The organism is Caballeronia telluris (assembly GCF_001544495.1).
Lineage (GTDB): Bacteria > Pseudomonadota > Gammaproteobacteria > Burkholderiales > Burkholderiaceae > Caballeronia > Caballeronia telluris.
Window position 1 is genome coordinate 257,882 of the sequence record NZ_FCNZ02000006.1, and the last position, 21,729, is coordinate 279,610.

The 21,729-nt window shown below is 64.4% G+C and carries 15 protein-coding genes and 1 pseudogene; 9 read left to right on the plus strand and 7 right to left on the minus strand.

The genetic code is table 11. The annotated features are described in order from the left end of the window. Positions 1–80: 80 nt before the first annotated feature. Both cls and AWB66_RS10455 read left to right on the plus strand, forming a co-directional pair. Positions 81–1,358: a cardiolipin synthase gene (gene cls, locus AWB66_RS10450; protein WP_087630213.1), complete on the plus strand. Its 1,278-nt coding sequence runs from the start codon at positions 81–83 to the stop codon at positions 1,356–1,358. Positions 1,359–1,455: 97 nt separating this feature from the next. Next, the gene (locus AWB66_RS10455) at positions 1,456–2,823 is read left to right on the plus strand and encodes an Nramp family divalent metal transporter (protein WP_087630214.1); all 1,368 of its coding nucleotides are present in this window, start codon (positions 1,456–1,458) and stop codon (positions 2,821–2,823) included. A 12-nt stretch (positions 2,824–2,835) separates the two neighbouring features. Here the strand turns inward: AWB66_RS10455 and AWB66_RS10460 are convergent, their stop codons facing one another. Next, positions 2,836–6,498 (minus strand): nSTAND1 domain-containing NTPase, encoded by a 3,663-nt coding sequence (locus tag AWB66_RS10460; RefSeq protein ID WP_087630215.1) that lies wholly within the window; start codon positions 6,496–6,498, stop codon positions 2,836–2,838. After that, positions 6,495–7,892 (minus strand): toll/interleukin-1 receptor domain-containing protein, encoded by a 1,398-nt coding sequence (locus tag AWB66_RS10465; RefSeq protein ID WP_087630216.1) that lies wholly within the window; start codon positions 7,890–7,892, stop codon positions 6,495–6,497. Before AWB66_RS10465 ends, AWB66_RS10460 begins: the two co-directional genes overlap by 4 nt. Positions 7,893–8,210: 318 nt before the next feature. On the opposite strand from AWB66_RS10465, the gene AWB66_RS10470 reads away from it, so the two are divergent. Then, the gene (locus AWB66_RS10470) at positions 8,211–9,017 is read left to right on the plus strand and encodes an FkbM family methyltransferase (RefSeq protein WP_087630217.1); all 807 of its coding nucleotides are present in this window, start codon (positions 8,211–8,213) and stop codon (positions 9,015–9,017) included. A 123-nt stretch (positions 9,018–9,140) separates the two neighbouring features. After that, the gene (locus AWB66_RS10475) at positions 9,141–9,965 is read left to right on the plus strand and encodes an undecaprenyl-diphosphate phosphatase (protein ID WP_087630218.1); all 825 of its coding nucleotides are present in this window, start codon (positions 9,141–9,143) and stop codon (positions 9,963–9,965) included. On the opposite strand, the gene hpaC is transcribed toward AWB66_RS10475, so the two are convergent. The 3 genes and pseudogenes from hpaC to AWB66_RS10490 all read right to left on the minus strand — a co-directional run bounded on the left by hpaC (position 9,949) and on the right by AWB66_RS10490 (position 11,779). After that, entirely contained in the window at positions 9,949–10,503 is a 555-nt protein-coding gene (gene hpaC, locus AWB66_RS10480; RefSeq protein ID WP_087630219.1) for a 4-hydroxyphenylacetate 3-monooxygenase, reductase component, read from the minus strand. The genes AWB66_RS10475 and hpaC overlap by 17 nt on opposite strands. Before the next feature lie 54 nt (positions 10,504–10,557). Further along, positions 10,558–11,175 carry an SDR family NAD(P)-dependent oxidoreductase gene (locus tag AWB66_RS10485; RefSeq protein ID WP_087630220.1) on the minus strand — a complete coding sequence of 206 codons (618 nt, stop codon included), beginning with the start codon at positions 11,173–11,175 and terminating at the stop codon, positions 10,558–10,560. Between the two features lie 85 nt (positions 11,176–11,260). Further along, a pseudogene (locus AWB66_RS10490) lies at positions 11,261–11,779 on the minus strand (nuclear transport factor 2 family protein). Between the two features lie 268 nt (positions 11,780–12,047). On the opposite strand from AWB66_RS10490, the gene AWB66_RS10495 reads away from it, so the two are divergent. The 5 genes from AWB66_RS10495 (at position 12,048) to AWB66_RS10515 (ending at position 19,123) form a co-directional block, all read left to right on the plus strand. Then, positions 12,048–16,700 carry an nSTAND1 domain-containing NTPase gene (locus AWB66_RS10495; RefSeq protein WP_087630221.1) on the plus strand — a complete coding sequence of 1,551 codons (4,653 nt, stop codon included), beginning with the start codon at positions 12,048–12,050 and terminating at the stop codon, positions 16,698–16,700. A gap of 108 nt (positions 16,701–16,808) precedes the next feature. Continuing rightward, on the plus strand, positions 16,809–17,012 hold the full coding sequence (locus AWB66_RS10500; protein ID WP_087630222.1) for a hypothetical protein: 204 nt from the start codon (positions 16,809–16,811) through the stop codon (positions 17,010–17,012). A 225-nt stretch (positions 17,013–17,237) separates the two neighbouring features. Beyond that, a complete protein-coding gene (locus AWB66_RS10505; protein ID WP_087630223.1) occupies positions 17,238–18,158 on the plus strand; it encodes an urea transporter in 921 nt (306 codons plus the stop codon). Next, entirely contained in the window at positions 18,136–18,912 is a 777-nt protein-coding gene (locus AWB66_RS10510; RefSeq protein WP_087630224.1) for a class II aldolase/adducin family protein, read from the plus strand. Before AWB66_RS10505 ends, AWB66_RS10510 begins: the two co-directional genes overlap by 23 nt. 25 nt (positions 18,913–18,937) lie before the next feature. After that, on the plus strand, positions 18,938–19,123 hold the full coding sequence (locus tag AWB66_RS10515) for a 4-oxalocrotonate tautomerase (RefSeq protein WP_087630225.1): 186 nt from the start codon (positions 18,938–18,940) through the stop codon (positions 19,121–19,123). Between the two features lie 15 nt (positions 19,124–19,138). Here the strand turns inward: AWB66_RS10515 and AWB66_RS10520 are convergent, their stop codons facing one another. Continuing rightward, positions 19,139–20,503 carry a nucleobase:cation symporter-2 family protein gene (locus AWB66_RS10520; protein ID WP_087630226.1) on the minus strand — a complete coding sequence of 455 codons (1,365 nt, stop codon included), beginning with the start codon at positions 20,501–20,503 and terminating at the stop codon, positions 19,139–19,141. Positions 20,504–20,604: 101 nt separating this feature from the next. Next, entirely contained in the window at positions 20,605–21,720 is a 1,116-nt protein-coding gene (locus AWB66_RS10525; RefSeq protein WP_087630227.1) for a Fic family protein, read from the minus strand. Positions 21,721–21,729: the final 9 nt, after the last annotated feature.

The following is a 21,729-nucleotide window of genomic DNA, read 5'->3' on the forward strand; positions in this document are numbered from 1 at the left end:
TGCTGCCCGGCGCCCATGCAGCCGTTTTTACAGCGCTTCTTACAGCATCACCCTCGAACATTCATAAGACCGGGTAAAGCATGCTGACCACCATCCTCGTTACCGCTGCAATCGTCGCGGTCGCGACGCTCGTCGTCGTGCTGGTCGTCGCGAACCTGACGAGCGGCGAGAAGAAGATCGAACACAAGATCGAGCGCCGCTATGCCAGCGACGACCCGCAGTTCCCGCGTTCGATGAGCCTGCTGCTCGGCCCGCCCGTCGAAGACGGCAACCGCTTCGAGGTGCTCGTCAACGGCGACGAGATTTTTCCTTCGATGCTCGCCGGCATCCGCTCGGCGCGGAAAACCATCACATTCGAAACGTTCATCTACTGGTCGGGCGAGATCGGCGAGGAGTTCGCCCAGGCGCTCTCCGACAAGGCGCGCGCGGGTGTCGCGGTGCATGTGCTGCTCGACTGGGTCGGGTCGTCGAAGATGGACAAGCGCTATCTGCGCATGCTGCGCGACGCGGGCGCCGAAGTGATCCAGTATCACAAGCCACACTGGACGGGCCTCGGCCGCATGAACGACCGCACGCACCGCAAGCTGCTCGTGATCGACGGGCAGGTCGGCTTCACGGGCGGCGTCGGCATCGCGGAGGAATGGACGGGCCGCGCGCAGGACGAAAAGCACTGGCGCGATACGCATTTTCGCGTCGAAGGGCCGGTGGCGGGCCACATGCAGGCCGTCTTCATGGACAACTGGATCAAGGCGACCGGCAACGTCCTGCACGGCCCCGAGTACTTCCCGGCGATCGCGCCGGCGGGCGAGGGCATCGCGCACATGTTCAGCAGCTCGCCCTCCGGCGGCAGCGACGACATGCAGCTCATGTACCTGATGGCGATTACCGCCGCGACGCACACGATCCATCTCGCGAGCGCGTACTTCGTGCCCGACAAGCTGACGATCAACGCGATCGTCGAGGCGACGCGGCGCGGCGTGAAGGTGCAGATCGTGACGCCCGGCAAGCACATCGACACCCACACGGTCCGCGAGGCATCGCGCGCGGGCTGGGGCGACTTGCTGAAGGCGGGCGTCGAGATCTACGAATACCAGCCGACGATGTTTCACTGCAAGCTTCTGATCGTCGACGAATATCTGGTGTCGGTGGGCTCGACCAATTTCGACAACCGCTCGTTCAAGCTCAACGACGAGGCGAATCTCAACATCTACGACCGCGACTTCGCGAAACTGCAGACGTCGATCCTCGCCGACGACATCGCGAAGTCGCGGCGCGTCACGCTCGACGACTGGAACCGGCGGCCGCTCGTGGAGAAGATCGTCGAGCGCGCGGTGGCGCTGCTCGACCCGCAGCTTTGACGCGCGCGCGATCGGTATGACGAATCCCGCTTGAATCTTCGGCACGCCCGGCGCATATTGCGGAGCAGACCCGCCGACAGCGCTGGAGCGCGCATCAATGCCCGACGTCCGAGACTCTGCCGTACCGCCTTCCGAGCCGCCTGCGTGGAAACACGCGCGGCCCGAGGAAGCCTTCCGGCACAGCCTGCCGGAGGTGTATTCGTCGATCGCCGTGCCCACTGGCGGTTTGTGGCTGCGGCGCTTCCTCGCGTTCGCCGGGCCCGGCTACATGATTTCCGTCGGCTACATGGACCCGGGCAACTGGGCCACCGACCTCGCCGGCGGCTCGCGCTTCGGCTACACGCTGCTCGCGGTCATCCTGCTTTCGAACCTGATGGCGATCCTGTTGCAGGCGCTCGCGGTGCGCCTCGGCATCGCGACCGGGCGCGACCTCGCGCAGGCCTGCCGCGACCATTATTCGAAGCCGGTGAACCTGGCACTGTGGCTTGCGTGCGAGGCGGCGATCATCGCGTGCGACCTCGCCGAAGTGATCGGCACGGCGATCGCGCTGCAACTGCTGTTCGGCATTCCGCTGATCGCGGGCGCGCTCATCACCGCGCTCGACGCCTTCCTGCTGCTGCTCCTGATGAACCGCGGCTTTCGCTTTCTCGAAGCGTTCGTGATCGCGCTGCTCGTCGTGATCGCGGTGTGCTTCGCGGTGCAGATCGTCGCCGCGGCGCCGCCTCTCGCCGCCGTGCTGCGCGGCTTCGTGCCGTCGCCGTCGATCGTGACGAATCCCGAGATGCTCTACGTGGCGATCGGCATCATCGGGGCGACCGTGATGCCGCACAACCTGTATCTGCATTCGTCGGTCGTGCAGACGCGCGCCTACGAACCGAGCGACGCCGGCCGCCGCGACGCGATCCGCTGGGCCACCGCCGACAGCACCATCGCGCTGATGCTCGCGCTCTTCATCAACGCGGCGATCCTGATCGTCGCGGCGACCGTGTTTCACGCGACAGGACACACGGACGTCGCCGAAATCGGCGACGCCTTCCGGCTGCTGTCGCCGCTTCTGGGTCTTTCCATCGCGTCGACGCTGTTCGCGCTCGCGCTGCTTGCTTCCGGCCTGAATTCGACCGTCACCGCGACGCTCGCCGGGCAGATCGTGATGGAAGGATTTCTCCGCTTGCGCATTCCGAACTGGGCGCGGCGGCTGATTACACGCGGCATCGCGATCGTGCCGGTGGTCGTGGTCACCGCGCTCTACGGCGAGAAGGGCACGGCGCAACTGCTCGTGCTGAGCCAGGTGATTCTCTCGATGCAGCTACCGTTCGCGATCGTCCCGCTCGTGCGCTTTGTCTCCGACAAGCGGAAGATGGGCGCGTTCGTCGTGCCGGGCTGGGTCGCGTGGCTGGCGTGGCTCGTTGCGGGCGTCGTCGTGGTGCTGAACGTCAAACTGCTCGTCGATACGCTGACGGGCTGAGGCCGCCGCGCACTACTCCGCCCCGGCCTCGGACGCCTTCGCAGGCTTGCCGGGCGCGGACTGCTGCGCGGGGCCGCGTGTGCGCGAGATCGCTACCTGCTCCCGGCAGTTCGTGTCGCCAAGACCGTAGGCGCACTTCTCCTGTGCGCTCAGTTCGCGCTTGGTCAACGAGCGGGCGAAGCGCTCCATCATGGCGCGATCGAGCGGAACCAGCATGGTTCCCGAGTCGAGCCTGATCGCCAGAATGTTATTGCGGAAGTTGAAATCGACGCCGCGGACAATCGCGAAGTCGAGGCTGAAGGCCGTGTCGCCCGATGCCAGATCGAGCACGCTGACGCCCTTGGCGTTCCAGTAGGCGAGCCACCGGTCGTCGGAGCTGAACTTCCAGCTTGAGTCGCCGAGGCGCTTGATCAGGGCGCCACCCGGACGCCGCACGACCTCGAAGCCGCGCGTCCGGTTTCGCCCCTCGTCAGGAGAGCTCTGGATCTCGAATCGTCCGAGCGGGCTGACGCGCATGCTGGCGGCTTCCTTGGCCGCCGGATGCGACTTCGCCACATCCTTCACGTTCGTCGGCGCGGAGGCAGACAGCGGCCAGACGCGGGCGACATCGCCGGTCACGTGCGTCGTCACGATCGCCGACTGGCCGTCGTCGTCGATCTTCGCGGTGGCGCGTGGAGGCAGGTCGACGATTTGCCCCGTCGGCACGAGTTGCTCGTCGCGGACTGCATAGACTGCGAGTTCCGCATGCGCGAGATCGGCCGCCGACCTGCGCAAAACGCCCAGCGCCGTGCCCGACGGCGAGGCAATGAACGACGACCGGACGCTTCCCGGCTGCGGCTTCCAGGGCGTGACGACCGCGCCGTCGCGGGTTCGGATCACCTCGGCCTGCCCGGACTGCCGGTCTGCGACCAACAGCAATTCGCCGTCCCGGCCGAGGACACTGACGCGGCCCGCCACCGGCGCAAACCGGTTTGCGCCGGTTGATGGGTCGAGCACGTAGGTCGTGTCGCGCTGCTCCTTGCTGACGACGGCGACGATGCCGTCGCGCGTCATGCGCAACTTCACGGGCTCGCCGGGCAACGGAATCCGCGTCTGCCGGACCTGCTTGCCGCCAGTCGCCGGCACCTCGATCACATCGATCCACGCCTTGTCGCGACGCGAGAGCACGACCCATCGGCCATCGGGCAAAGCGTCGAAATCCCTTGGATCGCCGAGTATCGAGAGCAGCAGCTTGCTCGTCGAGTAGACATGAACGACACCGTCGTGAGCGACGATCGCGACGCGCGCGGTATCGTCCGTGACCGAGAAGAGTCCAGCGTTGTTGCCCGCAAGCCTGGGCTCTGCGCCCTTGATGCGGATCTCTCCGTGCACCGCGCTCGGCCTTTCCTCCGCGACGACGATGTCGCCCGAATCGAGGTACTCGACGAATGCGCCGCCACCCGGACTCCACACCACGTCGTAGATCTGGCTGTTGTCGCTCGTGCCCGCACCGAGAGGCTCGTTGCCTTCTGCCACGGTGTACTCGCAGGTGGTCGCCCTGAAGTTGGCGGAAGAGGTCTTCGCGCCCGGCGATATGGATTTCGGCTCCAGACAGCGGGTGAAGTCGATCGGCGTGGAGACCCAGTTGCCGTTCGGCTGCCGTTCGATGCGCTTCGCGAACAAGCGCTCCTTGACGCCGGCGCCGACGATGACCTTGCCGTCCTGCGAAAGGCCGATCACGAGCAGTCCCTCTGCCGCGACTTTCATGACGTCCGCGGTGGGATCGCGGTAGTCCCATATCCAGATGTGATCGTCTTTCTGGATCGACGCGAGCCACCGGCCGTCCGGGCTGAAGACGAGGAGCGCGCGATCGGCAATCGCGGTCTGCGGCAGCGAACGCGCGAGCGTACCGCTGCGCGAGTCGAAGAGATCGACCGAGCCGGCGCGCGCGACCGCCAGCTTGGTCTGATCCGGACTGAACGCGATGAACATGGCGTCGTCGAGATCGGGCCTGGAGGACCAGAGCTTGCGCGGCACCGGTTCGCTCAGGTCCCACACGGACAGGCTGGACGTCCCTGCGAGGACGGCGAGCAGATCGCCATCCGGGTTGAGCGCAACGACCCTTGCCTCGCCGCCGAGCTGCTCCAGACTCAGCGTCTCCGAGGGCCAGAGATATTGCCCGGAAGCGAGTAGCGCTGAGCGCGCCTCGCTCGTATCGGCGCGCTTCAGTCCTTCCAGCGAGAGCAGGACGCCGACTTCCGGGTCCTGAGCGGTGCCGGCGAGCGCCGCCAGTTCCCTGGATTGCGCGCGGCTGCGCTCGGCCTGCGCGTCCCTTTTCGCAAAATACGCGGACAGCGCAAGGCCGAAAAACACCGCGATCATCACGCCGCTGACCGCGATCACGCGCCGCAGCTTGCTCCTTTGACGCCGCTCGGCGAGCGCGCGTTCATCCGCGCGGCGGCGGTCGCGTTCTTCCAGCGCGGCCTTGGTAAGAATGTCATGCGTGAGTTCGACGCGGTCCGTGCCGTGTTGCTGCTCCTGACGAAGCAGCCGTCCGTCCACCAGCGCGGCGATCTCCTCGGCAGTGACGAAGCCATTGACGATCGCGTCGTCCACCGAGTAGCTGTTCCGGTAGCCGTGTTCCGTAATGAGCTTCTCTTCGACGAAGTGGCGGACCCGGTCGGGATAGACCTTCAGGCTTCGGCGATAGAACCCGGTGACGATGGTGTCCTTTTCGCCCTCGAACATCGCTTCGGTGATGCGCGCCGCGCCCGCCAGCTTGCGATGCTCGTTGACACCGCGGCAAAAGAGACTGAGCAGCGCGGGCTCGACCGTGCGCGGAGCGCCCGCGTCGGCGGTGACGTCGGTCTCGTCGGCCGCGCCGCGCGACAGGAAGGCGACGATCCGGTGCGCAAGCAGTTCGTCGACGAGATGGTCCGTGTGTTCGTTGCAAACCGCCTGCAACGCCTGGTCGGTGCCCATCGGCAAGAGGCGCATGCGGTTGCGGCGCAGCGAGGGCATGATCGGGCGCCAGCCTTCGAGGTCGGCGAGAAAGTCTTCGCGCAGCGACAGTACGATCTTGTACGGCATCGCCTCCTTGTCGATGTCTTCATCGCTGCCCGCACGCTCTTTCAGACGTTGCACGAACGCGGCCGGGATGCGGTTCTCGGCCAGGTCCGCCAGTGCCTCGCGAAACGTCGCGACCTCGGCCGGCATGGAGCGCCCGAGCGTGAAGAGCTCCTCGAACTGGTCGAGCACGAACACCGGCCGCGCCATCCGGTTGAGTCTCGTCCAGAATTCGAGCCCCGGCGTGTGCAGGTAGGCCCACAGCGACTGTCCGGCTGCCAGCGGCTCATGCGTCACTTCCTGCGCTCGCAACGCCTCGAAGAACGCGAGACACAGTTGCTCGACGAGCGGCGCGGCGCCCGGCCGGACCTGCAACCGGACGAACACCGGCAGATAACCTTTGTCGCGCAGTCGCGGAAAGACGCCGGCCTTGAGCAGCGACGACTTGCCGAGCCCCGACTTGCCGAACAGCACGGTGACGGACTCGTCGACGATGCGTCTCAGAAGCTCGTCCGATTCCGCTCTGCGGCCGCTGAAGAACGCCTGCGAGGATTCGTCGTAGGACGCCAGTCCCGGCCACGGATTCTGCGGGTCGAGTTGCGGCCAAGACGAGCCGCCCGCCGTGCTCATCTCGCGTCCTCGCGTCGCATGGCGCGAATCTCTTCGACGAGCGATGTCTCCAGCGCCGCGTCTGGCTTGCCGCCGGGTGCGTGTCCCGGCTGCACCTCCTGCAGGTCGGGAAAGACATCGTAGAGGGCCTGATAGCGCTTCAGATCACCGGTGTAATCGGCGTCGATCACGACCGGCATGATGAACTTGCGTCCCGGCATCCGGCGCTTGCGCTTGAACGCCTCGCTCCACTCCTGGAAGACATAGCCCTCCGAGGTGCGCAGACGCTGCGCGGTGCGCTCGGAGATCACCGGCACGAAGAGCCGCACGTCGCGCTGGATCTGCGGAAGGATCTTTCGCTCCCAATAATCGCCCGGCTCCAGTTCGACTTTGTCGAACCACACGTCGCCGCCGAGCGCCGAGATGCACGCATGCAGCCGTTCCACCTCGTTCAGATTCTCCCGCCCGTAGCTGATGAAGATGCTTGCACCACGCGAATCCGCATCGGGTCGGCTTGCCTCGACACGAGACGTCTCCGGATTGCGCTCCAGCCAGCGTTCGTGCAGTTCAGCGACGAAGGCCGCGGCGGTCCCCGCGTAAAGGTTGATCTCGGTTTCGCGTCCGAAGCGCCGCAAGAACTCGGGCAGCGTGGATTCCGAGGGCGTGGCTTCCCCCGCGCTGAAATACGCGCGCTGGGCGACGCGCAGGCGATCGCGCGTCGCCGCGCGCAGGATGAAGCGTCCGAGCCAGTCGGGGAAGTGCGTGCCGAGCAACAACAGGTGGCTGTTGCGCAGTTCCGAGAGCAGCCAGTCGGGCGGGGGCACGTCACCGCTCACGAACCGGTGGATGAACTCGAGCTGGTCTTCGTCGTGGATCGCGAAATCGGATTTGCCGCCCGCACGGCCGAACAGGCTGAAGACGACCGGCGCCGCGTTCGAGCGCGGCAGCAAGGCTTCAGTCTGGGCCGCAGTGGACTGGTTGAGCGAGAACTCGATCTCGCGCGTGACGGGCTGCCCGCCATAGCGGACCTGATCGAGTGCGCGCGCCATCAGGGAATCGAAGGTGAGGCTGACGAACAGTTCCAGCCGCCGGATCTGCGCGAGCTGCTTCAACGCGGGCGGCACGGGAAACGGCGGCGACAGGCCTTTCAACAGGCTTCCCACGCGATCGTAAAGTCCGGCGAGCCTCGTCTGCGGCTTTTCGAGGTATGCGCCGACTGCGTCGTTGAGTTCGAACCAAGGCGTCCAGTTGACCGACAGTTTTTCGCGCTCCGCCAGGCGCTCGGCGATCAGTCGTTGCAGCGAAACATGACGCCCCAGGTAGTCCGCTTGCACGAGTTCCTGGCCGAGGATCGGCACGACCTTGCCGTCCTCGATGTACTCGAGCAGATAGTCCCACGGGAAGTCCTCGTTCACCGCTCGCCCCTCTCGCCTCAAGGATGAGTTCAAAACATCGGTATTTTCCCTGATCGAGAATGAATCAAGTTTAGGTTTCCTGAAGCGATTTGTTAGCTCGACATGTCATGAGAATCCGCCATGCATGAGTCGTATGCCGCCCGCGCCAGCGTTCGCGCCGACGTCCGTTGCCACGAGCAAAGCCAAAAATAGCATCTGCGACGTCGCTCGCAGACTCGTGTAGCGTTGCATAACGTTAGGCGAACGGACGAGTAAGATCGCGATGAACGAACGGTTCGGGCGCTGACGGTTCTTTCCACTTTCAAGCGGAGAACGAGGATGCATGACCTAATTAAGGCTACGCTCAAGGACATCTTGCCTCCGGCGCTCGTGCGACTCCTGAAACCAAGAAGCGAACCCGTCGATGCCTGGGGAACCGTCAAATACGGCGTGTCCGGATTGCGGCTTCCGGAAGGGAAGCGCTTTGTTTACCGGCCGCTGGTGGCAGATCGAGAGGTCTGCATGCAGATTTTCTTTCGACGCGATTACGCGACGGACAATCTTCGCCGCTCGAACGAGATTCTCGATTTTTACGGTGCTTGCCCGGACCCGATCATCGTCGATGCGGGCGCCAATATCGGCGCCGCTGCGGTCTGGTTCTCGCTCACTTATCCCAAGGCCAGGATTCTCGCCATCGAACCGGACTCATCGAACTTCGAGCTGCTTGAGCGCAATGCGAAGCCGTTCCCGTCGATCGTGCCGGTGAATGCGGCGATCGCGGCGACACGGGGAACGCTTTATCTGGATGATCCAGGCGTGGGGGCATGGGGATACCGCACGCGCGAGGACCCCACCGAGCGGTCCTACGCCGTCGACGCGCTCACGCTGGAAGACGTGATGGCTAAATCGAGCGGAACGCCGTTCATTCTGAAAATAGACATCGAAGGCGCCGAGTCGGACCTCTTTTCGCGGCACTCCGACGTGTTGAACACGTTTCCGTTGGTGATCATCGAACTGCACGACTGGATGCTTCCGCGTGAATCCAATAGCCACAACTTCCTGAAATGGCAGGTTGAAATGGAGCGGGATTTCGTCCATTTCGGCGAGAACATTTTCTCCATCTCCAATACGATCCGGGCGGCGTGAACCGTCGCACCGGCTTGCGACGCGAACTTTCGGCCGCACCGTGGCCGAACGAGCGCCGATGCACTGATATGTCATCGCGAACGTGGTAGGTTCCTCACCTCAACTTAACGTGAAGAGGAACTCGTGGATCTCGTGTTACTAACCAAAGCCGCCATCATGGGCATCGTGGAAGGGCTGACCGAATTTCTGCCCATTTCATCGACGGGTCACCTGATTCTGGCTGGCTCGCTCCTCGGCTTCACGAGCGAGAAAGCCAAAGTATTCGACATCGCGATCCAGACGGGCGCCATTTTCGCGATCATCCTGTTCTACTGGCGCCGTCTCGTGGATACCGCCGCCCGCCTCGCGGGCGACGGACAGTCCCGGCGCTTCGTCGCGAACGTGCTGATCGCGTTCATTCCCGCCGTGATCCTCGGGCTTCTGTTCGGCAAGGCGGTCAAGGCGCACCTCTTTACGCCGACCGTCGTGGCGACCTCGTTCATCCTGGGCGCGTTCGTCATTCTCTGGGCCGAGCGCCGGCCGGCGAGCACGGCGCGCATTCATTCCGTCGACGACATGTCGCCGGTCGATGCATTCAAGGTCGGCTTGATCCAGTGTCTGGCGCTGATACCGGGCGTGAGCCGCTCCGGGTCGACCATCATCGGCGGCATGCTGATCGGTCTCTCGCGCAGCACGGCGACCGAGTTCAGTTTCTTTCTCGCGATTCCCACGCTGATCGGAGCGGGCGCGTATAGCCTTTACAAGGAACGCGCGTTGCTGTCCGTCTCGGACGCGCCGCTCTTCGCGGTCGGGCTGATCTTCTCGTTCATCTTCGCGTGGCTGTGCGTTCGCTGGCTCCTGCGCTATGTGGCGACGCATAACTTCGTGCCGTTCGCGTGGTATCGCATTGCGTTCGGTATCGCGGTGTTGATCACCGCGCATCTGGGGCTCGTCAACTGGGCGGATTGAATCGGACGGGCGGGCTTCGTCGACATTCCCGATGAAAACTTCGATCGAAGTAGACCAGACTGTCGCCGTCCGTCCGTACCCTGATCCCGGTCGTTTCGACGAACATGACCGCGTGCGAACCGACCCCCGTCGCTTCGACGATCGTGCCTTGCAGACTCGCCAGCGCGCCGCGCAGCACCGGGACGCCGTTCTCGCCGTCGCCCCATACGGGCAACTGGAAGCGCTCGTCCATCGAAAGCGCGGTCAGTCCCGCGAAGTGCCGGGCGATGGCTTCCAGGCTAGCGGGCAATACGTTGATGCAGACCTTGCGATTGCCGTCGAACACGGCATGCATTGCGCTCGACCGGTTCAGGCAGACGAGGAGCGTAGGCGGCGAATCCGTCACCGAGCAGACCGCGCTCGCCGTGATGCCGCATCGGCCATGCGGCCCCGCCGTGGTGATGACGTTGACGGCGGCGCCGAGATGGGCCATCGCCTGGCGAAACTGTTGGCGGGCATGATCGAGTTCGACGGAAGCGTGCGCGAGATTGGCGGACATGAATGAGACTCGTGTTTAGCGTTCAATCGAAAGGAATGCGCAGGCGCATGGTTGCTAGCGCATGAACAGGCCGCCGTTCACATCCCAGCACGCGCCATTGGCGAAATAGGCGTCGGCGGAAGCGAGCAGCACGGTGACATCCGCGATATACGTTACGGAGCCGAGCCTTCCCACGGGAATGCCCGCGATCACCTTCTGCAACTTGTCCGCGGGGACGCTCTCGTGAACCACAGGCAGATCGAGCGGTCCCGGCGATATGGCGTTGACCGTGACGCCATAGGGCGCGAGGTCGCGCGCAAAGACCTTGGTCCAGGTGATGGCGCCGCCCTTCGCCGCCGCATAGTGGGCGCCCGTGGCCGAGCCGCCGTTCTGCCCCGCGAGTGACGCGATATTGACGATGCGTCCCGCGCCACGATCGGCGAAATACTGGCCGAAAACCTGACAGCCGAACAGAACGCTGCGCAGATTCACGTCGATGACCTGATCGAACTGCTCGGCCGTGATCTCCATCACCGGGATGACCTTCGAGGCGCCGGCGGTGTTGACGAGCGCGTCGATCGAGCCCCAGCGCTCGGCCAGCGCGACCTTGTAGCCCGCGTCATGAAAGCGACGGGCGACGACCGCGCCCAATCCGCGCGCGGCGCCCGTAATGAAGACTGTTCGGTTCGACATGGTGCTGATTCCTCGTTTAGATTGGCGATCGTCGGCGCGTCTGCGCGGTCGTGCGCGCCGAGATCGAACTGCTGCAGAAACGCGCTCATGCCGGAACTCCTTTAGCCGGATTGACTTGGCACGGTGCATCGAAAAGTCGCTCGGTGCGGAAATGTCGAATCAAACATGCACCGCCGCGATCATCTCGCGCAGGCGCGAAGTCGACTTCGAGCCGTGCTGCGATCAACTCCGCCTTGCCATCGACATAACCGGATGCCTGCAACATGATCCAGCGACCCTTCGCCCTGTCCCCTTCGACGTCGATGTGCTCCTACGTAAGGAAGTGCACATTGGTGGCGAAATGAGGCGAGGGCGGCAGATAGCGTTTAAGCATGGCGACGATCTGCTCCCGGCCAATCAGGTGTTCGAACGCGTCTGCGTACTGCGGACCGATGCCTTCCCATACGGAGTCGTCGCTGAACAGCGCGGCAAGCGATTCGCCTTCGAGTATCAACGCGGGCACGTCGCACAGCGCCATGTATCGCGAGATGGTCCGACGCACTGCGTTATGCGCTTCCAGTGCGTTGACGCGCGCCTGAAGCGCTTTGACGGCCGATTGATTCATGACGTCACGCGTTGTTCGCGACAGCGGGCGGAACGGTCAGCGCGCGACCGACGCGTGGAGCAACAACTCGCCATCTTCATACTTTCGGTCTCTGCGAATTGTCCCCCGAAGAATTATTTGCAATACTGAGCGCCATTAGTCCCAGCCGGATGCTCACAATCAATTATTCGGAGAGCACACACGTGCACTTGCCCAATCCGGCGTAATCGACCGAAAGAACGGACACGCGAGAACCAGCGAACTCGAAATCCCACGGCAGGAGACTGAGATGGCGGCCAAGTCGGTTGTTTTCGTGTCATCGTCCTCCGACCTCGCGGAGGTCCGTGTATCGCTCTGGACCGACCTGAAGACGTGGCTCTCGCAGTGCGGTATCGACGACATGATGGCGCCCTACCTGTGGGACCGGGAGACGGAGAAGGGCCGGTTGCTTCGCGACCGCATGCCGGTCCAGCAGCAACTGCCCGATCCCGGCGAAGAGGGGGTGCCGTTCACGATCTGCCTGTTCGGCGAGCGGTGCGGCGTGCCGTTGCAGGACAAACTGCCGGTCGAATGGGAGCAGCGCATCGCGCCGTGGCGCGGGACGCCGGGCCTGGCTCACCCCTGGCCGCGTGAGTCGACCCGGCAGCAGACGTTGCTGGACGACGGCTGCTTCCCCCTCACGGGCACGGTGTTCGAGCTTCTGTCGGCGCTCTCAGTGGGTGGTGAAGAGCATGACAATCTCGTGCTCGGTTATGTCGCCCCGCGAGACGTCGACGATCCGACGCTGCCCGATGACATGCCGCTGAATAACGAGTGCCTGTGGGAGTCGCTTCGCGCGAACAAGGGGAGCGAAAAGGAGCGCAACGCGCTGCGCAAGGAGATCTACAATCCGCAGGTTCATGCGTTGCTGAACCTGCTCAAGTATCTAAAGCATTCCATTGGCTTGCCGCGGCGCTATCCGGATGCCCGGACAATGAACCGGGACGTGCTGCGTCGCGTGCAGGAAAAACTGCGGGAGCACTACCGCCTGCCTTCGGCATTCAATCCGTTCAAGGCCACGCTGGAGCATTGGACGCTCGACGAGCGACGGCAGCTTCCCGGCCGCAATCACCTGATCTCTCAGATCGAGGATGCCGTCGACCGGGCGCGCAGTGAGGGGCAACGGCTCTTCATCCTGATCAAGGGGCGCAGCGGTTGCGGCAAGTCTTCGCTGCTTCAGCGCGGCGTGCTCGCCCGTTTTCGCGACCGGGCCGAGGGTGTGCTGTCCGTGCGCCCGACGGACTTCGACGACGTTTCGGAGCGAAACGATCGCCTAGACATGCTGTGGCTCATGATCTGCGACGAAGTAGACGGCTGCCGCGACGCGAGCATCGAGATCGGCACGCGGCGACATCGCGAGGTCAGGATGGCGAAGAAGCTGCTCGACGTACTCGCGAAGCGAAATGCCCGTTTCGTCCTCGGGCTCGACCAGTTCGAGGAGATTCTGGACGACCTGCGCACCTCCCTCGACGATCAGAAGTACTCGCGCGGCTGGTGGCTCGTCATGAGCTTTCTGCGCGCGATTGCCTGCTCCCCGCACGTTCAGCTGATCGCGACGCTGGAGAGCAGTCGCCAGGACACGTTCGCGTCGCTCGGGATCGAAGAGAAACTGGGACTGCACCGCCGGAACTTCGAAGCCGACGTGGGACCGGACGACGTTGCCCGCATCGCCGAGACCGCCTTTGAAAACGCCGGATTGCGGCTGGCCGTGCCGGCGCTGGAGGAAATCAAGCGTTGCTGGGAGCGGTTCGAGGCCGAGCACTCCCGGGACGGCCGATCCGCCTCGTCCCTGCCACTCGTCTGCCTGTGGTTTTCAAGACTCTTCGACCGGTTCGAGTACCGCGCGTCCGCGCGGCCGGCTGGAATCGGTGCCGCGATGGCAAACGCCTTCGAGGGCGAGCAGTCCACACTGACGCTCGACGATATCGGAACCGGCGCCATCGATTTTTCGAAGGTCGTGTCCGACGTCGCGAACGACGCATGGACGAGCGCAACGGGAGAGCGGCTGGAGCCCGACGCGCTGAATGAAGAGAACCTTGTGGACCTGGGAAGATTCCTGCATCCGCTCATCGCGCTCGACAGCGACGGACATATCCGCCTGCGCGCCGTACCGATACTCGCCGACGCCGACCAGACCAGCATCAAATTGCTTGAGAGCTTCAAACGCTTTCGGCTGCTCGTGCCCGCCACCGAAGCAGTTTCTTCCTCGGAGGGCGCTCCTGCCCGCCTGCGGCTCGTTCACCAGGCGGTGATCGACCACTGGCCTCCCGCCCGTCAATGGTTCAAACGTCGCAGAAGTTATCTCGAAGTTCAGGACAAGGTTCGAATCGATGCCATGCGATGGGCGCGCGGAGGACGCCGCCGCATCCGCGCGAACCCGTCGCTCATCCAGGAGGCGGCGCAGGTGCTCCTGGAACACCGCGCGAACTGGACCTTCAGCCTGGACGAAGAGATCGAGCGAGGGGACGCCGAGATGCGCACTTACGCACTCACGGTGTTCCAGCAGGCGAAGGATCCGGCAGTGGTTATCGGCAGCAGTATCTATGGGAGCAAATACGCGCTCCTGGCAGCCATGTATCAGCTCGTCGATCTGCTGGATCGCTTTTCACAACGCGACCCTGCGTGGCGCGAGATTCGAGCGGGCGGCGACGTAAGCATCATGAGCAGCGCCGCGTGGACGGACGGCGGAGCGGTGCCGTTTCTGCTTTCGCGAGGCGTTCCGGTGCGCACCGCCGCCGACGTCTGGAGCCCGATCGTCTCGGCCATACAGGTCGATGCGCGCAAGAACTATCGCGCGATGATCGATCAGACGGAAGATATCAACGCGCCTGCCGGTCCGCCGGGGAGGACGATGCTGCATCTCGCAGCGGAATACGGGAACCTGTTCGTTCTGGAGGACTTGCTCGATCGCGGAGCGGACCCTCGCCAGCTGGATGAGGCGAAACGCTCCGCCTTGCACTGGGCGGCCTCCACCGGGCAAGTGGCCGCCTTCAAGAGACTGATGCCAGTCTCTGATATTGCCGGGGTGACCGGATACGGAGAGAACGTCGTTCACCTGGCGGCGCAAAGAGGGCATGCGAATATCGTCCGGGCGTTGCTGGACTACGACGACATCACATCCGACGAACTCTCGCGGACGCTGAATCAATCCAGCGGCGCGGGCCATACGCCGCTCATGGAGGCGGCCGCAGCCAAATGGCCCAACGTCGTGGAGGTCTTGCTCAAGGCCTGTGATGCGGGCGACCCGGCGCACCGGGCGCCCGACATGTCGACCGCGCTCCATTTGGCCGTCAGGTTCTATCGGGGCGGAGCCCCCGTGCCCTCCGATGAAGAAAAAGTGCGCGCGCGGCGCACGGTGGAATTGCTGCTGCGGCCGGACACGCGCATCGATCCTACGGCGCAGGATCGCCGGGGCCGAACGGCGTTCGACTGGGCTGACGCTTACGAAGATGCGCGCCAGGTCTTGCGGCGCGATCCGCGTGTCCCGACGGACTATGCCAGCCTGACGCAAAAGATGCGGGTTGCCGACCTGACGAGTCGCAAGGTGGACGTTGTGCTGTCGCTGCTGCGCTCGGCGCCTCAGGCGCTGACGGACTTGCACGAAGACGAGCGCGGCATCGACATCCTGATTCGAACCACCAACACGCGCGTGCTGGCTGCGGCGCTGTCCGAACGGCTGATCGACGACGCGCTGCTGGCGGAAAAATTGAACGCGATCGTGGCGCTCGCGGTAAAACCGAATGTCGTCTCCTTACGCGGGGCGCTGATCGAGCGCCTCGACACGGCCGAACCGTTTGCGCCCGTGCTGCCGGTTTTGTTGAACGCCGCGTTGCGCGACAACGATCACACCGCCATCGCCGAATTGAAACGTCTTGGCGTCGTGACTGTGGGCGGCGACGATGAAGACCTTGGCGCGTCGGTCTTTCACGACCTTGCGCAGACGGGGGACATGACCAGGTTCGCGGAGCTGGCCGAACTCGGCCCGTTCACCCTCCCGAACGATGCCTGGGACAGACGTCCGTCGGACCTGGCGTGCGCGAGCGACTCGACGAAGTGCCGGGAACTCGAATGTCGTTGGTTCACCGCCGGCGGCGTCGAACCCGTCATCGAGGAAGGCGAGGGGGAACCCGCTTCGCCTCGGCTTTCACCCGACAGCGATGTCGGCACGCTGGCGCAACCGGTACTCGTCGACCGGCGTTCAATTCAGGACAGGACAGCACACATTGGACGTTCCGGCCTCCCCATCGACGCGGCGGCCGCGGACGTTCATCCTCCGCTGCTCGTTCTGGAGCACGATGCCGGCGGTTCTTTGAAGGCACAGGAGCGGCGTAGCCTGATCCGCAGCACGCGGGCCTTGTGCAGTCACGACGCCGTCATCCCGAAGAAGGCGGACACAGTGCGCGTCTGGCCGTTGCCGTTCTATGGGAACGTCGATTTGCTTGAAGTCTCGGGTTCGGGCTGGCAGCAGGGCGAATCGAGGTTTTATTTCTTGCGCAACGAAGGCGAATTGAAATGGTTGAACAGCACTTCGCCGCCGATCCATGAGACGAACGCGAAGACCAAGCCACTTATCACGCACGACACCTTGCTCGTGTATCTCGCCTTTTTCTGCTTTTTCGTGCGAGGCCAGGAAGGACCGTTCCTGATTCTGGACCGGCCGGAGAATCCGCTGATTCCGTCTGGCGTCGATGCCAAAGCGGTTCGGGCGAAGTTTCGTGAGCCGCGCGTGTGGGCGCAGCAGTCGGATGGCAAGTGGCGCGCGACGGCGCTGGTGTATTACGACGAAGCCATCTTCGCCGCCGACTTCCTGATCGAGCCCGGCGGAATGATCACGATGAAGCGCGATACGCCGATCCTCACGAATCTTCCGAAGATTCACGCGCCTATCGGGGGGCGGTCGTGATGACGCCACTCGTGTGGTGAGGCAGGTGACTACACGCAGGTTATTGTTTATCTACGGGAAAACCCTTATCTCTGTTACAATTGCGGCGGAAAAATCTGGAAACCCGCCATGCCACACCGCTATTTCATCCTCGAACGTATCGCTTTCGTGCTGTTCACGCTGTCCGCAATCATCGACGCCACCTACATCAGCTACGAGAAAAGTCCCAATCTCCGGGACAATCTCCAGGAAATCGTCCGCATCAGCAAGGACGTTTCCCGCCTGTACCCGGCGGCCGCCGTCGATCCGTGGATGCCGCTCGCGGTCAACTGAACCGGAACGCGCCCGCAGTACCGCGCTACCCCGCTTCTTTCTACCCGGGCACGTTCGCCCCTTCGTCTGATAGCCGGTATTCACGTCGCCGTCGCCTGACGGGCGCGCGCTGGCTTATCCTTGCGGCTCGACTTCAGCGTCCTCACAGGCTGACTACGCGTCGACGTTCGATCGTCGACGCGCGGTGCCCTCGCGAGTGACGCGCTCCGCTCGGGTGCGCATCGCATGTCCACAATTCTCCTGGCCGGTTCCGGCACCAGTGAATCGCTGCGCGGCTTCGCGCGCAGCATCGGCCAAATCCTCCTGCAACGCCATGCCGCGACGGGCGCCCTGACCGTCGCGGCCGTCTGTTCGTTCAGTCCCCGTCTCGCCTGCGCGCTTCTGATCGGCGCGCTGACGGGCAACGTGATCGCCTGCATCGTCGAAGACGCCGGTTCGCCCGTGATGCGCGAGGACCTCTACGGCTTCAACGGCGCGCTCGCGGCGCTCGCGGCCTTCGCGTTCATCCGCGACGATTCGCAGGCGGGCGCCGTCGCGATCGTCTCGGCGATGCTCGCCACCGGACTCTCTTTCCGGCTCGGCCGCGCATTGCAGCGCTGGCGCCTGCCGGCGTATTCCAGTCCCGCTGTGCTCGTGACAGGGTGCTGGCTGCCCCTTTTCGCCGATGCGCCATCGAGCGCGACGGCTGCGCTCGCAACCGACACGCCGGCCGCCTGGGCGTCCGCCGTCGTGGCGGGCTTCGCTCCGATCGTCTTTACCACCGGTTTCGTCGCAGGCGCGCTGATTCTCGCCGGGCTTGTCGCGGCGCAACCGAAGCGGCCGGTCGGCGCCGCGTGGGCGCTTGCGGGCAGCACGCTCGGCATCGCGCTCCACGCGCTCGCCGGAACGCCCGCCGCAGTCGTGCTGAGCGGCGCCTGCGGTTTCAATGCGACACTCACGGCGCTCGCCACGTCAAAATACGGCGTGAAGGGCGTGCTCGGCGGTGTCGTCGTGTGCGTGCTGGTCGAGCGCGCGGCTGCGTCGCTCGGCATTCCCGCGCTGACCGCGCCCTTCGTCCTTGCATCGTGGGCCGTGCAGGCGTGCGTCCAGCGCCTGGCGCAGCCTGCCAACAACGGAGATTCGCATGTCGTTCACCCACCAGCCTGAGCGCCGCATCGCGGCCACGGGCGCCATGTCCGACGACGAGCGCGCGGTGCGCATCGATCTCGCCGCCGCGTATCGCCTCGTCGCGTTGAACGGCTGGGACGATGTCGTCTACACGCACATTTCCGCGAGCGTCCCCGGCGAGCCGGGCCGCTTCCTGATCAACCCATTCGGTCTCGCGTTCGACGAAGTGTGCGCATCCAACCTCGTGAAGATCGACATCGACGGCAACGTGATCGGCGAGAGCGAGCATCCCGTCAACGCGACCGGCTTTGCGCTGCACGGCGCGGTGCATCGCGCGCGCGAAGATGCGATGTGCGTGATGCATCTGCACGTCGCGCAGGCGATCGCGGTGTCGGCGCAACCGGCGGGCCTCTTGCCCGCTTCGCAACACGCGATGCGCTTTCACGGCCATCTCGCGTACCACGATTACGAAGGCCTGGCGTTCACGCCGGACGAAGGCGGGCGGCTCGTCTCGAGTCTCGCCGACAAGCGCGCGATGCTCCTCTGCAATCACGGGCCGCTCACGCTCGGCAGGACGATCGCCGAGGCCTACGTGCTGATGGACATGCTCATCAAGGCATGCGACATTCAATTGCGCGCGCTCGCGGGCCAGACGCGGCTGGAAGTGCCGGCGGACGCGGTCGTCGAGCGCACGGCGCGCCAGCTTCACGACAACGACGCCGTCGAAGGCGGCCTCGAATGGCCGGCGCTCAAGCGCAAGCTCGACCGCCTCGATCCTTCGTATCGCGACTGATTTTCAACCCACAACGACACACATCATGCCGACTTTCAACATCCAGCTTTTCGAAGGCAGAACGCTCGAACAAAAACGCAAGTTCGTCGAAGCGATCACGCGCACGACCTGCGAAACGCTCGGCTGCTCGCCGGGTTCGGTCGACATCATCCTGACCGACGTGAAGCGCGAGAACTGGGCGACGGCGGGCAAGCTCTGGTCGGACGAGTAAGCGCGGCAAGCCGCTTCATTCGTCGCGCGGCCCGGTTCGCAGACTCATCGGCAACTCTTCGGCGAGTTGCCGCTCGACTTCCTCAGCCGTCTCGCCGCGATTGAAGAACGCGTTCAGGCCGATCGAAAAGATCGCCGCGAGCGTGATGCCGCTGTGCGTGAGCGGTCCGGCCCACGTCGGCATGTGATGGAAGAAGGTGGGCGCGACGAGCGGTATCGTGCCGACGCCGAGACTGATCGCCACGATCAGCAAGTTGTTCTTGTTCTCGTAGTTCACCTTGCTGAGAATCTTCACGCCCGTCGCGGCGACCATGCCGAACATCGCGATTCCCGCGCCGCCGAGCACCACGACGGGAATCGACGCGATGAAGTTCGACAGCTTCGGCAAAAGGCCGAGCAGCATCAGCAAGACGCCCGAGACGACCACGACCCAGCGGCTGCGCACGCCCGTGATGCCGACGAGCCCGATGTTCTGCGAAAACGACGAGTGCGGAAACGTGTTGAAGATGCCGCCGAGCAGGGTGCCGAGGCCGTCGGTGCGCAGCCCTCGCGAGGCGTCGTCGCGCGTGACCGGGCGGCGCGCCAGATCGCCGAGTGCGAGGAACATGCCGAGCGACTCGACCATGATGACCACCATCACGAGGCACAGCGAGGCGATCGCGGCGAGGTCGAAGGTCGGCATGCCGAAGGCGAACGGGCGCACCGGCGCAAACCACGCGGCGCGCCCGATGCCGGAGAAATCGACGAGTCCGAGCGGCAGCGCGATCAGAAAGCCGATCACCATGCCGAGCAGCACCGAGATATTCGCGAGAAAGCCCTTCAGGTATTTGTTGACGACGAGGATGGCGAGCAGCACGACGCCGGCGATCATCAGGTTGTGCAGATCGCCGAAAGTGGGCGAGCCGCGCCCGCCGCCGGCCCAGTTGATCGCGACCGGAAACAGCGTGACGCCGATCGTCAGGATGATGGTGCCGGTGACGATCGGCGGGAAAAAGCGCATTAGCCGCCCGAAGAACGGCGCGATCAGGATCGCGAAGACGCCTGCCGCCATCGTCGCGCCGAAGATGCCGGTGAGGCCCGCGCCGGAATTTGCCATTGCCACCATCGGTCCGACGGGCGCGAAGCTCACGCCCATGATGACCGGCAGCCGGATGCCGAACTTCCAGATGCCGATGCACTGGATCAGCGTGACGAGCCCGCACGCGAACAGGTCGGAGCTGATGAGAAACGCGACCTGGTCCTTCGGCAGCTTGAGCGCCGCGCCAATGATGAGCGGCACGGCAATCGCGCCCGCATACATGACGAGCACGTGCTGGATGCCGACCGCGAGCATTTGTCCGAAAGGCAGGACTTCGTCAACGGGATGCGTCGATGCAACCATGTTCCACTCCGTGCGTCGTGCCGTCAGGGTGGAGCGAGTATTACATCGTTGCGCGCCGGAAAAATATTGAGCGGCTGATGCGCGGGATCAGACGTGCGGTATCAGCCGGCGAGTTCGTAGGCGGTGCTGCGTCCGCCGCCTTGCGCGCGACGCAACACGCCGAGCGCGATCAGTTCGTTGATGTCGCGCAGCGCGGTGTCGGGGGAGCACTTTGCGATGGCCGCCCATTTGCTGCTGGTGAACTTGCCGTCGAAGCCGTCGAGCAGGCGGTTGAGCAGCTTCGTTTGCCGCTCGTTGAGCGGCATGCCCGCGAGCCGCTGCCAGAAACGCGTCTTCGCGAGCACGTTGTCCAGCACGCCGTGCGCGGTTTCCAGCGCGTGCCGCAAGTTGTCGAGAAACCACGCCAGCCACGTCGTCACATCGAGCGATCCCTTCTGCGTGCGTTCGAGGATGTCGTAGTACGCGTGCCGCTCGCGCTGGATCTGCGCCGAAAGGCTATAGAAACGTTGCGGGCTCTCGTCGGCGCGGGCGAGCAGCAGATCGCCGATCGCGCGGGCGATGCGGCCGTTGCCATCGTCGAAAGGGTGGAGCGTCACGAACCACAGATGCGCGAGGCCCGCCTTGATGACGGGATGATCGTCGTGATTCTGGTTGACCCACGCGATGAAGCGCGCCATGTCGGCATCGAGCGCACTGGCGGGCGGCGCTTCGAAATGGACACGCTGACGGCCGAGCGGCCCCGATACGACTTGCATCGGGCCGTTCGCGTCGTCGCGAAAGCCGGCGACACGAATCCGCGAGAGCCCACTGTAGCCCGTCGGGAAGAGCGCGGCGTGCCAGCCCCAGAGACGTTGTTCGGTAAGTGGATCGTCGCAGCGCAGGGTGGCATCGAGCACCATTTCGACGACGCCTTCGACGTGCCGGTCCGCCGCGGCGAGCGCGCCGATATCGACGCCCAGCCGCCGCGCAATCGACGATCGCACCGACGCGGGGTTGAGCTTTTCGCCTTCGATTTCGCTCGTGCGGAGCACGTCTTCGGTCAGCGCGAGCAGGCTTGCCTGATCGCGCAGCGCAAAACCGACGTCCGCCAGCCGTCCGAGCAACAGACCCTGCGCGCGCGCGACGTCCGCGAGCGGCGCCGTGAGCGTCGCGAGGTCGTAGCGCCAGTTCGGCCAGTCGGGCGCCTGCCAGATATAAAGCCAATCTCCGCTTTCCATGCGGAGATT